Raw genomic sequence first — 13,170 nt, forward strand, 5'->3', positions numbered from 1 at the left:
ATCGGAGTTTTGACATGGTCAAAGCAGCGAGCAAGCCGGGACAGAAAACCACCAAGGCTGCGAAGCCTACCGCAAAGAAGGCTCACGAGGCTCCGTTCCCGCCACCTGAAGAGGAATTCGGCGGCGGTGATTTCGTGTCACCGGTGGAAGCACCGCCCACGGATGATGACAAACCGCTGGAGTAAAGCTGCTTAAGGCTGCGATCACAGGCTCGCGGCCGCACCGCGCATCACGGGATGAGGCGGGCTTTGAATTCGGGACACCAGTCTTGCCCCACCCGGGCATCTTTCGAGGGTGACTTTGCGGCCGTGAAAGACTTCCAACTCGGCGCGGTGCGCGACACTGACGATGGCCGCATCTCTCATTTCCTGATCGAGCAATGTCATCATCCGGCTTTGGCTACGCGCGTCGAGCGCCGATGTCGCCTCGTCCAGCACGATGATATCGGGCCGGTGAAGGATGATCCTGGCAAACGCCAGTCTTTGCTTCTCACCGCCTGACAGGATCTGATCCCACGACGCCTCTTCCGTCACGCGTTTCTCGAGATGCCCCAGACCCACCTTGTTCAGCGCAGCACAGATCTGATGCTGCGACCAAGTCTCCACCGCGCCCGGATACGCCACCGCGCGCGCCAGTGAGCCAGATGGGATGTAGGGCTTTTGCGGCAGCAGGAATAATCGCCGTCCGGCGCCGAGATCGACGCGGCCGCTCCCCCATGGCCACAATCCCGCGATCGCCCGCACGAGCGTACTTTTGCCAGAGCCGGATTCGCCCGCCACAAGAATGCGCTGCCCCGGCTCGATGGTCATGCGCGATCGCGCGACCACGGTCGTTCCATCATCCAGCGTCACCGATAGATCGTCGAGGTGCAGCAGCGCGGGTCCTGCGGCTTGACCGCGCTTGATGCGACGAAGGCCTTCGTCCCGTTCGTCGGACCTGAGCCTGTCGAGCGAGGTCATCAGAACGGCAATGCGCCGCGCGCTGCCGTTCCAGTCGGCCAGCCGCGGGTAATTGTCCACCAGCCAGCCGAAGGCGCCTTGCACGATGGCAAACGCCGACGCCGCCTGCATCACTTGGCCCAAGGACATCTCGCCTTCGAGGAATTTCGGGGCGCAGAGCAGAATCGGGACCACCGGGGCCAGCAGGCTCGATCCCTGCGAGACCACCGTGGTCCGCATGTGCTGGCCGCACAACAAGGCCCACTTGTTGATCACATTGCCGAATGAGCGCTGGATGTCGGCCCGCTCCTCGGCTTCCCCGCCAAGCAGCGCGATGCTTTCACCGTTCTCGCGCACCCGCATGAGGGCGTAGCGATACTCCGCTTCAGCCTGATTTTTTTCGATCGACACCGAAACGAAATGCCGGCCGACAACGGCCATCAGGCTGCTGGCAACGACGGCATACACGACAGCCGCCACGACGAGAAACCCCGGCACAACGACGCTGACATTGAAAATCTGCACGAAGACCGAACCGCCGATCTTCCAAAGCACAACGATGAACGTCGCGGCCGAGAGACATGCCACCGTGACGCCGGCGAAGAAATCTACCGGCGCGTCGGTGGCGACACGAAGATCCTCCGCGATCCGGTATTCCGGATTCTGATGGCGGTCATCGATCAGATTGAGCTGGTAGTAGCGACCGTTCTTGAGCCAACGTCCAACAACGCCACGCGCGAGCCACCCCCGCCAGTGGCGCTGAATTCCCATTCGGACAAAGACCTGCGTGGTGCTGCACGCCACGCTTGCGGCAACCAGCGGGAAGAAAATCGCCGTCAGTTGCAGAACGACTGACGCGTCTTTTTTCTCGATGGCATCGAAGATCGACCTGTTCCAGACATTGATGCGATATTGCAAGAAGACGTGCACAACGATCAGGACGAGCAGTCCGCCTGTAAGCACCCAGGCCAACCGGTCACCTCTGGCACCCCAAAAGCCTCGGGCACTTTTCCAGAAGCGCTTGAGTAAATCGCGATGTTCGATCCGTGCAGCTCTTGCCATTGAAAGCATGAGATCCGCCTCCAGATGATGGACGAGATCGTTTCAACCCGAATGTCGCTTGCAGTTTTACTCGTGCTGGCCTGCGGCCGCGCAGCTATGTCGCAAACAGCCGAGATACCAAGTCACTGTCCTGGGCCGGCACAAACATATAATCGCATTCCGACGCGTTGTCCCACGTCCAGATCTTGTTTGGGAATTCGGCCATCTTCACAAGCCCGCGAACAGCACTGCCATCATCGCTCTTTTCAATTTTGAGACAAATGTAGCCCAAACCGCCGATGAGCGTCATGAGGTCATTCATTCTCGACGCAAACGCGCGCGCATCCGCCCTGCTGTCCCTGTGCAGCACTTCGCAAAGAATCCAGCAACCTTCTTTGAGTGTTTCCTGCATTCCACGAAGAGTGGAAAGCTCCGCGCCTTCAACATCGATTTTAATGAGAGAAATTTCGCCGATACCAATGCTCTGGCGAATGGCATCGAATGTGTAGCAGGCTACAAATTGCACAGCCCACTCGCGATCCGGCCGCAATCCGATTTCAATGCTCGCGGACGAATCGACGATCGAATCCTTCTCAAGCAATAATTTCCGAATGGCGTTTTCATCGGCGAGGCCCGCCGGAATTACAGAGCAATCCGAGCGACCGTTGACGCGGACAATATCGACAAGCGCGCTGACACAATGATGATTTGGTTCAAATCCGAAATACGAGGCCGTCACTGGAGCCGCGAAGTAATCCATCAATGTCTGGCCGCAATTCGCGCCGACATCCACGAATGCACCGGCGCGCATGGCCAACGTCTTCCCAACGATCTGCGTTTTCCAGTCCGGCTTCCACGCAAGCAATTCGTTCGCAATCGGATGATGTGCGGGAACGAGAATGTCGCCGCGCGACATCTGCAACCTGTGGCATGAGAATAGACTTTCCCGCATTCCGATGCCTTGACACCAACGACGCTTCGCCAATATCCTCTTTCATCTTAGCAAATTGCTGCTCGTAAGTCTTATAAGTTGTCTGAGCGTTGCCGGCCAGGCGAGTTCGCCGCTGCTATATTTCAATTCTGAGCACTCTCTCGCTGCCCGTTAAGGGCGCAACAATCAGCCGGCTTTACATTGTTGAATGAGCGGATTTCGGCGCGGCTCGAAGCGTCGATCGTTATCGTTTTCGCAGCTTAGTGCGTGAAGAGACCTCCGGCGTTTCTTGTTCCGGACAGATCTTGGCGCAGCTCGGGACGGGTCAGCCCCATGACGATGGCCATACACGACGAGGGTTTATTCGAAACAACATCCCCTTTACGGCGGTGCTCGCCGGCATGACGGATCTCGCTCGTGCCGATTTCGTTTTGCGCGTTTCCGCCAGATTCCATCTTCCGATACTTGAAGGGGCCGCTGCTCTGACAAAACACAAGCGAAGGAGGTGACCTGCAAGATACCGCAAGCGATCAGCTTGCAATCGCATGGGGAACATTGCTGCGAACGAGAGTGCGCCTTGGGGAACGTACGAACACATCAACGTCACCAGAGGAAAGCAAGCCATGCCCAAGAAAGCCTTTCACGGCGTCATCAAGCTTGATATCCGCGATTCAAAGCCGGATTGGACGCCATACACGCTCCCCAAGGCCCGCGACGGATCACCGAATGTCCTGATCATTCTGTACGACGACACAGGAATGGCCGCATGGTCCCCCTATGGCGGCGCGATCAATATGCCGACGCTTCAACGTCTCGCCGATCGCGGGTTGACGTATTCGCAATGGCACACCACGGCCCTGTGTTCACCGACACGATCGACCTTCCTGACCGGCCGCAATCATCACCTCAATGCCTGCTCATGCATCACCGAGGCAGCACAGGGGTTCCCGGGCTGGAGCGGACGCCTCCCCGCCGAATGCGCCACTATCGGACAAGTCCTTCAGGATTCCGGATGGAGCACGTTCTGGCTCGGCAAGGATCATAACGTTCCAGAGCAGGATATCTCGGCCGGCGCGAGCCGCAGCGAGTGGCCCCTGCAGAAAGGGTTTGATCGCTTCTACGGCTTCCTCGGAGGCGAAACCAACCAGTGGTATCCGGACCTCGTCGATGACAACAAGTTTGTCGATCAGCCCTATAGCCCGGAGGAGGGCTATCACCTCTCCAGAGATCTCGTCGACAATGCCATGCAGATGATCCGCGATCAGAAGGCCAGCAATCCCTCGAAGCCATGGTTCATGTGGCTCTGCCCTGGCGCCAATCACGCGCCACACCACGCGCCGCAAGACTACATCGACAAGTACAAGGGGCGATTTGACGACGGTTATGAAGCTTATCGCGAGTGGGTCTTGCCGCGCATGATCGCAAAGGGGCTGCTGCCGAAAGATACCAAACTCACCCCGATCAACCCGCTTCCAGGCGAGATCGCCAATCCGGGCGACGCCGTGCGGCCCTGGAATTCGCTTAATGCCGACGAGAAGAAGTTGTTCGCCCGCATGGCCGAGGTCTATGCGGGATTCTCGGAATACACCGACGTGCAGATCGGTCGGCTGATCGACTATCTCGAACAGAGCGGCCAGCTCGACAACACCATTGTTTTCTATTGCTCGGATAACGGCGCCTCGGGAGAAGGCAGCCCCAACGGCTCGGTCAACGAAAACAAGTTCTTCAACAATTATCCCGACGAGTTGTCCGAGAACCTGAAATATCTCGACGTTCTGGGAAGCGTGGATACTTACAATCACTATCCGACCGGTTGGGCCGTGGCCTTTTCCACGCCGTTCCAGATGTTCAAACGCTACTCGGAGTACTCCGGCGGCACATGTTGCCCGCTGATCATTTCCTGGCCCAAAGGGATCAAGGCCAAGGGAGAAGTCCGCAACCAGTATCATCACTCGACGGACATCGTGCCGACCATCCTCGATGTCTGCGGGTTGCAGATGCCGAAGGCCTATCGCGGCGTGAAACAGCATCCGGTGTCCGGGGTGTCGATGCGCTATACTTTCGCCGCGAAGCCCAACGCACCGACCAAGAAAAAGCGCCAGTACTACGCCATGCTGGGAACGCGCGGGATCTGGGAGAAAGGGTGGAAGGCCGCCGCGATCCATGCGCCCCTGACCGGCAAGGGGCATTTCGACAAGGACGAGTGGGAACTCTATCATGTCGATGCGGACCGCTCCGAGGCCACCAATGTCGCGAAGCGCTATCCGGCCAAGCTCAAGGCGCTCGTTAAGGCGTGGTTCGAGGAAGCCAAGAAGAACAACGTGCTGCCGCTGGACGATCGCAGCGCCGCCGAACTGCTGGGCGTCGAACGGCCCAGCGAGGAAAAGCCGCGCGAGCGTTACATGTATTATCCGGATACTTCTCCCGTTCCGGAGGGCGTGGCCGTGAATGTGCGCGGACGCACGTACAAGATTCTGGCGAATATCGAGATTACAGATTCGGATTGCTCAGGCGTGATCTTCGCCCATGGATCCCGCTTCGGCGGCCATACGCTCTTCATCAAGGATATGAAGCTCTACTACGTGTACAATTTCCTCGGCATCAAGCCGGAACAAAAGTTCGTTTCCGGGGAATTGAAGCCCGGCAAATACACGGTGGGCGTCGAATTCATTCGAGGCAAAACCGGCAAACACGGCGAGTCACTCGGCAAGACAACGCTTTACGTCAACGAGAAGATCTCAGCGCAAGGCGACATGAAAACGCAGCCGGGCAAATTTACCCTCTCGGGTGACGGCCTGTGTATCGGACGCGACAGCGGTGATGCCGTCAGCGAAGAGTACAAATCGCCCGGAACGTTCAAGGGCGGAAAGATCTTGTTCGTTGGCGTGACCATCGAAAAACGCCAATACCTCGATTTGGAAAAACTGGCGGCCGGCGCCTTTGCGGTCGACTAGGCGGACGCGGTGCCAACGCGTTCAACAAGACGCCGCGCGGTTGTGACCGCGCGGCTTCAATCTGCGCTCAGCGCGTGATGCGAACCGAGGAAGCTCAATATCCCGGACCATAAAAACGCTGACTCTGTGGCGGGCGACGGCCTGACAATGCGGGATCCGGCTGCCGAAGCCAGTAGTTTGGTTGGCACTGACCACCGGTCCCGGATACGGCGGCGAGACACTGCTCGTAGGTATCGTATTTGCAGTCACCAGGACCGCCCTCGCCCCTTCTGCAGAACGGATAATCCCTTGCCTGCGCCATGGGGCCGCTAAATGTGATCGCGGCGGCAATCGTTAAGGTGGCTAAAGCGACTAAAGCAAACAATCGCATGATCATGAACTCCGAGAGGCAACGACACGCACGACGACAGCACTGTATCTAGATATATGTCGGCCGGCGCCAAAGCCTATCCGTTATCGTCTGGAGGACGCTTAACAACAACGTGACGCAAAGCCCCGAACACCGTCGGGGCTCGAGTCGCGAAATCATGAAAAGACCAGTGGGGCTAGTTTGCTAACACCGGCAAGCGTTCGATCGCTTTCATGCCGGGTCGCTTTCGCCATTTGATCTGCGATTCATCAACCGCCAGCTCGAGGCTTGGCCAGCGCTTGAATAGCGCCTTCAGCGCACAGCGGCCCTCAATGCGCGCGAGCTGATGACCGAGACAGAAATGGATACCGGTACCGAATGCCATATGCCGGTTCGGCTTTCTTTGGATGTCGAGCCGCCCCGGATGAGGATTGGCCTGCGGATCCATGTTGGCGGCGGCAAGCATGACCATCACCTTCTCACCCTTTTTCAACCTCACGCCGCCGAGATCGATATCCTTGCGCACAAAGCGCGGCTTGGTGAATTGCACGGGCGTGATGAACCGTAAGAATTCTTCCACGGCCAGATCAGCACGGCTCCAATCCTCCGCCAGCCAATTGCGCAGGCCGGGATTCTTCAGAAGCTCGTAAACCGATCCGCTGATCAAATGCGTCGTGGTCTCATGGCCTGCGAACAGCAGCAGGAAGACCATGGCGACCATTTCATCAGGCGCAATCCGTCCGCCCTCCTTCTCCACCCGCACGATTTCGGCGATCAATCCTTCGCCGCCATGCTGCCGGACCGCCTCGATTTGCCGCCGCATATAGCGCTTCATCGCGATGATATTCGGGATCATGCTGAGAAAGCCGAGCGCACCCGACAGCCGTGTGAAGCCGCCGGCCCATGCCGAGAATTTCGGCCGATCCGCCAGCGGCAGACCAAGCAGTTCGCAAATCACCGACAACGGCAGCTTGCGGGCATAGCGGTCCACGAGATCGGCCGGACTTCCCGCTTCGAATAACTCGTTGGCCAGTTGATCGCTGATCGCAAGGATGTGCGGCTCCATCTCCAGCACGGCGCGACGACGAAAGGCTTCGTCGACGATGTCTCGCAATCGCCCATGATCCGGCTCGTCCATCGACAGCATATTGTTGGCCAATGTGCGCAGAACACCCGGCATCCACCACTGGTATCCCGCGATGTTGCCGTCGTCCCTGCGGATGGTGAAGGTCTCATTATCCTTCAACACCCGATCGGCCAGAGCTTGCGTGGTCGTGGTCCAGACTTTTCCGACGATTGGAAATTGGACTTCAACGACGGGTCCGGCGGCACGCAATTTTTCCAGCGCGTCGACGGGATTGCGAAAATAGTCCTGGCTTGAGAAGTCTGCGTGGAACGTCATGAATGACCTCCTGGCAACCACAAAGGGGCTTCTCGCCACCTGCAGTCGTTGGCCGGAACCGCCCAAAGCGTCACCGCGCGCGCTTGCGAATACCGACCACTGGTCTATTATACCGACCATTGGTCTATTTCAAGCTTAGGGCCATGTCGGCGCCACATAACTTCATTGCAGGAACAACAAGGACGCATGCCGCGCATCATCAAGCATCCCGAACAGCGACGCGGCGAAATCCTTGATTGCGCGCAGGCGCTGTTTCTCCAACACGGCTATGACAATGCGAGCCTCAACGATGTGATCGCGGCAGCCGGCCTCTCGAAAGGCGCCTTTTATCACTACTTCGCCTCGAAGGAGGCGCTGCTCGAATCCCTAGCGGAACGATTTGCGCAGCACGCGCTCACTCAGATCGAGAGGATGGATACGTCGGATCTCGATGCACTCTCGCGGCTGAACGCGTTTCTCGCGCGGGGCCGCCAAAACAAGATGGAAAACGCGGAGATTGCATGGGGCTTGTTCGAGGCCCTGTTCAAGCCTGAAAATTTCATCCTTTTCCATCGGGTCACGGCCGCGACGTCAGCACTGGTTGCGCCCGTGCTGGCCGATCTGATCAGACGTGGAGTTGAAGACGGCACGTTCAAGACCTTCGATCCTGAAGGCGTTGCCGACATGATGATGCAGCTCAGCACGGCAACCCACGACATGGTGGTCCGTGCGCTCGCAGCCAGCACCGCACGACAGCTCGATGATGCCATCAACGCGTTCGACCAGCGCATCAAGCTGTATGAAATTGCCCTCGACCGAATTCTTGGCTTGCCGGATGGCAGCGTCCGTATGGCTGAACCTGGCTATATGCGGGCCCTGTTCATGGCGCGGACGCAGTCCGGCAAACGCAGGGCGACAAAGAAGCAGCAAACCAGCCGTCGTTCATAACAGCGTTCGCGTCAATCGATCTGACAGAACCCCGGGGACGGATCGACGAGGCAAAGAGAAAGGCCCCAGGTGGGGCCTTTCCATGACACAGTTTGATCGCGATCAGCGGCCGCTGCCGCCCTCATTCGTCCCTTGACCACCGGTCTGCGATTTGGCGCCCGATTTATGCATCGCGCTGCCCGTGGTCTTGCTCGTGTGTCCCTTCTTCATGTGGCGCTCGCCACTCGGCGACATCGTGCCGCTCGACTTTGCGCCGGGCGCGGCACTTTCATTGGTCTGAGCGAATGCGCCAGTAGCTGACAGCGCCAACGCACAGGCGCCGGCAAGCAGGATTTTCTTCATGAGTTTTTCTCCTTCTCGAGACAACAGGCGCCCAACTTCAGCGCGCGCAATACGTTCCCTCTCGATTGATCACATCATGCGTGAGGTCTCACTCACCGAACCTGCTATACTCAATGGCGGTTTGAGTCACAGTTTCAACAATGAGTGGACATGAGATGCGCAAAGTCATCGCGTTTGACGACGAGACTTATCAAGCGCTCATACAACTTGGCCGCGATCGGATGGCAACGCTGCAAGAGCTCGCGGATGAGGCATTTGCCGATCTGCTCAAGAAGCACGGCGTGCCGATCGACCTGAAAGACGCGCTGCGTAAAAGTGTAAGCTCGCTCAAGGAAACGCGGCCCCGGAAAACGGCGAAACGTTCAGCCAAACGCACAACATAAGCACCGTCAGCGTCAGGATGATTTTGCTGCGGCTTTCCGCGCTGGAATCGTCATGGCGGCAATGCCGACAATGACGCAGATCAATCCTATCAATGCCGTGGACGACAAGGACTCGCCAAGAAAAACCACGCCGAGCGCGACACCGATTGGCACACGCAAATAGGCTTGCGCCGTGGCGCCGACCGAACCCAGCGTCTGGATCAGCTTGAAATAAATCACGAAGGCGAGCGCCGTCGAGAACACCGCAAGTCCGATCAAGGCCAGGATCGAGTTCATGGAAGGTGTGAGCGTCCAGGGTCGATCAACCACAAGGCTGACGGGCACGAGCATGATCGCACCGCAGATCATCGATCCCGCTGCCGGCACGATTGATTCAAGCCCATTGAAATTCCGCCCGAACAGCGCCGCCGCCCCAAAGCTCACCGCCGAGAACACAAGCGCGAATTGCGCGAGCAGCTGCTGCCCCAATCCACTGAACGCATTGACCCCGACCACCAGGCAGATACCGGCCAAACCGGCAGCCACGCCCAGGGACTGGCGCGGCGTCGGCCGCTCGTGGCGAACGAACAGCACAGCGAGCAGGAAAGCAAAGATCGGTGCGTTCGATCCAAGAATGGTGGCGAGACCCGCGTCGACGTGGCGCTCCGCCCACGCGATCAGCGTGAACGGGAGCACACTGTTGAGGCAGGCCTGAATCATGAAGCGCCGCCACACCGCGGGATCTCGTGGCATCTTGATGCCGCGCATCCACATCACCAACAGAAGAACCCCACCGGCAATCAACGTGCGGCCTGCAATCAGCGTGATCGGTGGAATGGTCGCGACGCCAATCTTGATGAAGGTGTAGGAGCCACCCCACAGCGTCGCCAGAATCAGCAGCAGCGCAAGATTGGTCGCAAAGTGCGGGCGCTGGCGGGTCTCGATTGCAATTGTCATAGGGCTGCCGTGGTGTCCAATATCTCCGGCACTATGCCATGCCGGCAAATTTAAGTGGTTCGATCCGGATCGAAGTTTATCCGGCTTCCGGAATTATCCGCCTTGCAGCAGGTTGTCGTACTGGTCGGGGACTTCGATCTCGAAGCCGAGGATCGCCGCCGACAAGGCCTTTCCGTAGTTGTCGAGACTGAGGCTGCGCGAAACGCCGCCGCCCAGCGCGCCCTCCGCCACGAAATTCAGCGCAGCGAGATTGTCGACGTCATAGCGTGTGACATTGCCCTTGATGGCCCCGTGATAGAACGCCTTGAAGCGTTCCGCGGTCAGCTGTGCTTTCAGCAGAGGGTAGAATTCATCGCGGTAGGCAATCACTGAAATATTCGATGTGTTGCCTTTGTCGCCGGACCTGACGTGCGCCACGCGCTCGAGTTTGACTTGCATCGCTTAGCTCTCATACCAGGTGATGGTGGGCGGCACTGCCTCGCGCGGAACCAGTGTCGACCAGACGCCGATGATTTCGCGGGTACGGTCCTGATGCGGCACGCGCTTACCGGTCATGGCGACGCCCGAGACGGCCATGCCGTCGATCTCTCGCCCGACCTTCAAGGCCTCTTCGCGGGTTTTCGTGCGGGCCGCGACGCGCACCGCGACTTCGTAGGGTTCGGGCGTATCAGGCGGGCTTGCCTCGCCATGGATGGCATTCAACCCGACGAAATCAATCCGCAGATCGTCCGCCTTCAGATCGACAATGCGGAAGCGCTCTTCCAGAATTTTCTTGGCCAGCCGGGCACGACGCAGGGCGCCAGGACCGGCATAAAAGAACATGTCCTCGCCGATGAACCCTTCCATGCAGCCCATGGAAACTTTCAACGTCGGCGTGCGCGGCTTGCCGCTGATACCACGCACCCGCATCCGATCAGGACCAGCCTCTTCCAGCACAGCAGTGGTAAAATCAACCACCACGTCGGGCGTGATGTAATTCGCCGGGTCATGGACCTCGTAGAGCATCTGCTCCTTCATGGTCATCGCATTGATCGCGCCGCCGGTCCCGGCAACCTTGGTGATCACCGCACTGCCGTCGGAGTCCACTTCCGCGATGGGGAATGCAAGATCCCATGGCGAGGACACATCCTTGAAGCCCGGATCGGCGAAATAGCCGCCGGTGACCTGGGCGCCGCATTCCAAAAGGTGACCAAGACCGCTGCCGGCACCGAGTCTCACGGCATCGTCGGCCTGCCAGCCGAATTCGTGCATCATCGGCGCCAGGAACAGAGACGGATCCGCCACGCGGCCGGTGATCACGATGTCGGCCCCGCCGCGCAACGCTTCGACGATCGGCTCCGCGCCCAGATAAGCCTCCGCGGAGATCAGATCCGATGCGATCGAGCCGACGGGTTCACCGTTTTCCAGAATCGTCCCGCCCAGCTTTGCCATGCGATCGGTGATCAGGCTGCCTGAGACTGCCGCCACTTTCTTGCCGCGGGCTCCGTGCTCGCGCAGCAGTTCGACGATGCGCTGCGCCGCTCCGTCCGGATTGATCCAGCCCTGATTGCTGATGATCTTGGTGCCTCGCTTCAAGCAGCCCGGCAGCACGGCCTTCATACGATCATCGAGATAGGTGTCGTATCCCGGGAAAGACGGATCGCGCCGTTTACGCACCTGCGCTGCGGAAACCGTGGCTTCGGCCATGGTCTCAAAACAGAGATAATCGAGATCGCCGCGCTCGGCGTTGAGTTTTGCGGGCTCGATGCGGTCTCCCCACCACGCCGATCCAGCACCTATGCGCAATGCCGACAAAAAGTTGATCCTTCTTCCCGAGGCTTGAGGCTTGCCTTGCCAGGCAAAACCGACGAAAAATTCGCACCATGAAACTACGCGTCATGAAACTAGTGGTCTTCGCTTCGCTTGTCGCCCTCACTCTTGCGCATACGCCTGCGCGCGCAGAGCGGTTGCCTCCCTCGCCTTTCACCACGACACTGTCCAATACGACGCCGCTGGTGTTCGGCATGAGCGCCGCGGACGCGGAAGACGCGCTGGGACAACCCCTGACTTACGTCAGCGGAAAGCCCGGTAATGAAACCTTCCTGGTCATCCGCAATGTCGGCGGCAGCCGCTGGTCGTACCGCGACGATCCGCTTTACCTGCTGTTCCGCGGTGGCCGCCTCACCGGTTGGAAAGGCGACTGGAGCCGCAACTGGATGTGGCGATAGACGCGCCTCGGTGCGGCCACCTTGATGCGGCTGCCTTGCGGCGTCACGGACAACTCGCTCCCCCTTACATGGAAGGACCGTCCACATGGGACAGACCATTACATTGACCGCATCAGACGGCTTCAAACTGGGGGCCTATCGTGCCGACCCCACCTCGGCTCCGAAGGGCGCAGTTGTCGTTATCCAGGAAATCTTCGGCGTCAATTCGCATATCCGCAACATCTGCGATCGGTTGGCGAATGAAGGCTATGTCGCGATTGCGCCCGCGATCTTCGATCGCATCGAGCCCAACTTCCAGTCCGGCTATTCGCCGGATGAAGTCGCCGTCGCGCGTAAATTTGTCGCCAATCCCGACTGGACCGCCATGTTGCGCGATACGCAGGCCGCCATCGACGTGGCGAGGGGCAGCGGGCCGGTCGGCATTATCGGTTTTTGCCTCGGCGGCAGCATTGCCTATGCAGCGGCGACCAAACTGACCGGCCTCAAGGCCGCGGTCGGCTATTACGGCGGCGCCGTGGTGCGCTTTGCGGACGACAAGCCGACCGTCCCGACGCAGCTTCATTTTGGTGAAAAGGACAGCGGCATTCCGCTCACCGATGTCGAAACGATTAAAGCCAAGCGGCCGGAGGTGGAGATCTTCATTTATCCGGGGGCGCAGCACGGTTTCGGCTGCGACGAACGCGCGAGTTACGACAAGGCAAGCTCCGATCTCGCCTGGAAGCGCAGCCTCGCGTTCTTCGCCGCGCATTTAAAGTAACAC

General features: G+C 59.0%; 14 protein-coding genes. 6 read left to right on the forward strand and 8 right to left on the reverse strand.

What is annotated here, in order from left to right; all coding sequences use genetic code 11:
- The first annotated feature begins 14 nt into the window (after nt 1–14).
- Nucleotides 15–185 (forward strand): hypothetical protein, encoded by a 171-nt coding sequence (locus ACP0KA_RS09950; protein ID WP_424628630.1) that lies wholly within the window; start codon nt 15–17, stop codon nt 183–185.
- An 18-nt stretch (nt 186–203) separates the two neighbouring features.
- Here the strand turns inward: ACP0KA_RS09950 and ACP0KA_RS09955 are convergent, their stop codons facing one another.
- A complete protein-coding gene (locus tag ACP0KA_RS09955; RefSeq protein WP_424628631.1) occupies nt 204–2,009 on the reverse strand; it encodes an ABC transporter ATP-binding protein/permease in 1,806 nt (601 codons plus the stop codon).
- A gap of 85 nt (nt 2,010–2,094) precedes the next feature.
- Nucleotides 2,095–2,772: an FkbM family methyltransferase gene (locus ACP0KA_RS09960; RefSeq protein WP_424628632.1), complete on the reverse strand. Its 678-nt coding sequence runs from the start codon at nt 2,770–2,772 to the stop codon at nt 2,095–2,097.
- A gap of 761 nt (nt 2,773–3,533) precedes the next feature.
- On the opposite strand from ACP0KA_RS09960, the gene ACP0KA_RS09965 reads away from it, so the two are divergent.
- The gene (locus ACP0KA_RS09965; RefSeq protein WP_424628633.1) at nt 3,534–5,864 is read left to right on the forward strand and encodes an arylsulfatase; all 2,331 of its coding nucleotides are present in this window, start codon (nt 3,534–3,536) and stop codon (nt 5,862–5,864) included.
- A gap of 94 nt (nt 5,865–5,958) precedes the next feature.
- Here the strand turns inward: ACP0KA_RS09965 and ACP0KA_RS09970 are convergent, their stop codons facing one another.
- A complete protein-coding gene (locus ACP0KA_RS09970; protein WP_424628634.1) occupies nt 5,959–6,240 on the reverse strand; it encodes a DUF3551 domain-containing protein in 282 nt (93 codons plus the stop codon).
- 169 nt (nt 6,241–6,409) lie between these two features.
- Nucleotides 6,410–7,615 carry a cytochrome P450 gene (locus ACP0KA_RS09975; protein WP_424628635.1) on the reverse strand — a complete coding sequence of 402 codons (1,206 nt, stop codon included), beginning with the start codon at nt 7,613–7,615 and terminating at the stop codon, nt 6,410–6,412.
- A 186-nt stretch (nt 7,616–7,801) separates the two neighbouring features.
- Here ACP0KA_RS09975 and ACP0KA_RS09980 point away from each other — a divergent pair, with 186 nt between their 5' ends.
- On the forward strand, nt 7,802–8,542 hold the full coding sequence (locus tag ACP0KA_RS09980; protein WP_424628636.1) for a TetR/AcrR family transcriptional regulator: 741 nt from the start codon (nt 7,802–7,804) through the stop codon (nt 8,540–8,542).
- Between the two features lie 102 nt (nt 8,543–8,644).
- Here ACP0KA_RS09980 and ACP0KA_RS09985 read toward each other — a convergent pair whose 3' ends face one another.
- A complete protein-coding gene (locus tag ACP0KA_RS09985) occupies nt 8,645–8,884 on the reverse strand; it encodes a hypothetical protein (protein ID WP_424628637.1) in 240 nt (79 codons plus the stop codon).
- Between the two features lie 155 nt (nt 8,885–9,039).
- Here ACP0KA_RS09985 and ACP0KA_RS09990 point away from each other — a divergent pair, with 155 nt between their 5' ends.
- Nucleotides 9,040–9,267, forward strand: a complete 228-nt coding sequence (locus ACP0KA_RS09990) for a hypothetical protein (protein ID WP_424628638.1) — start codon at nt 9,040–9,042, stop codon at nt 9,265–9,267.
- A gap of 12 nt (nt 9,268–9,279) precedes the next feature.
- Here the strand turns inward: ACP0KA_RS09990 and ACP0KA_RS09995 are convergent, their stop codons facing one another.
- The 3 genes from ACP0KA_RS09995 to ACP0KA_RS10005 form a co-directional block, all read right to left on the reverse strand.
- On the reverse strand, nt 9,280–10,203 hold the full coding sequence (locus tag ACP0KA_RS09995; RefSeq protein WP_424628639.1) for a DMT family transporter: 924 nt from the start codon (nt 10,201–10,203) through the stop codon (nt 9,280–9,282).
- A 93-nt stretch (nt 10,204–10,296) separates the two neighbouring features.
- Entirely contained in the window at nt 10,297–10,641 is a 345-nt protein-coding gene (locus tag ACP0KA_RS10000) for an AtuA-related protein (RefSeq protein WP_424628640.1), read from the reverse strand.
- 3 nt (nt 10,642–10,644) lie between these two features.
- Nucleotides 10,645–11,997 carry an acyclic terpene utilization AtuA family protein gene (locus ACP0KA_RS10005; protein ID WP_424628641.1) on the reverse strand — a complete coding sequence of 451 codons (1,353 nt, stop codon included), beginning with the start codon at nt 11,995–11,997 and terminating at the stop codon, nt 10,645–10,647.
- 83 nt (nt 11,998–12,080) lie between these two features.
- On the opposite strand from ACP0KA_RS10005, the gene ACP0KA_RS10010 reads away from it, so the two are divergent.
- Together ACP0KA_RS10010 and ACP0KA_RS10015 are read left to right on the forward strand one after the other, a co-directional pair.
- Nucleotides 12,081–12,410 carry a hypothetical protein gene (locus ACP0KA_RS10010; RefSeq protein WP_424631550.1) on the forward strand — a complete coding sequence of 110 codons (330 nt, stop codon included), beginning with the start codon at nt 12,081–12,083 and terminating at the stop codon, nt 12,408–12,410.
- An 85-nt stretch (nt 12,411–12,495) separates the two neighbouring features.
- On the forward strand, nt 12,496–13,167 hold the full coding sequence (locus ACP0KA_RS10015) for a dienelactone hydrolase family protein (RefSeq protein WP_424628642.1): 672 nt from the start codon (nt 12,496–12,498) through the stop codon (nt 13,165–13,167).
- Nucleotides 13,168–13,170: the final 3 nt, after the last annotated feature.

This window comes from Bradyrhizobium sp. SYSU BS000235 (assembly GCF_049747295.1).
In the GTDB taxonomy this organism is placed as follows: Bacteria; Pseudomonadota; Alphaproteobacteria; order Rhizobiales; family Xanthobacteraceae; genus Afipia.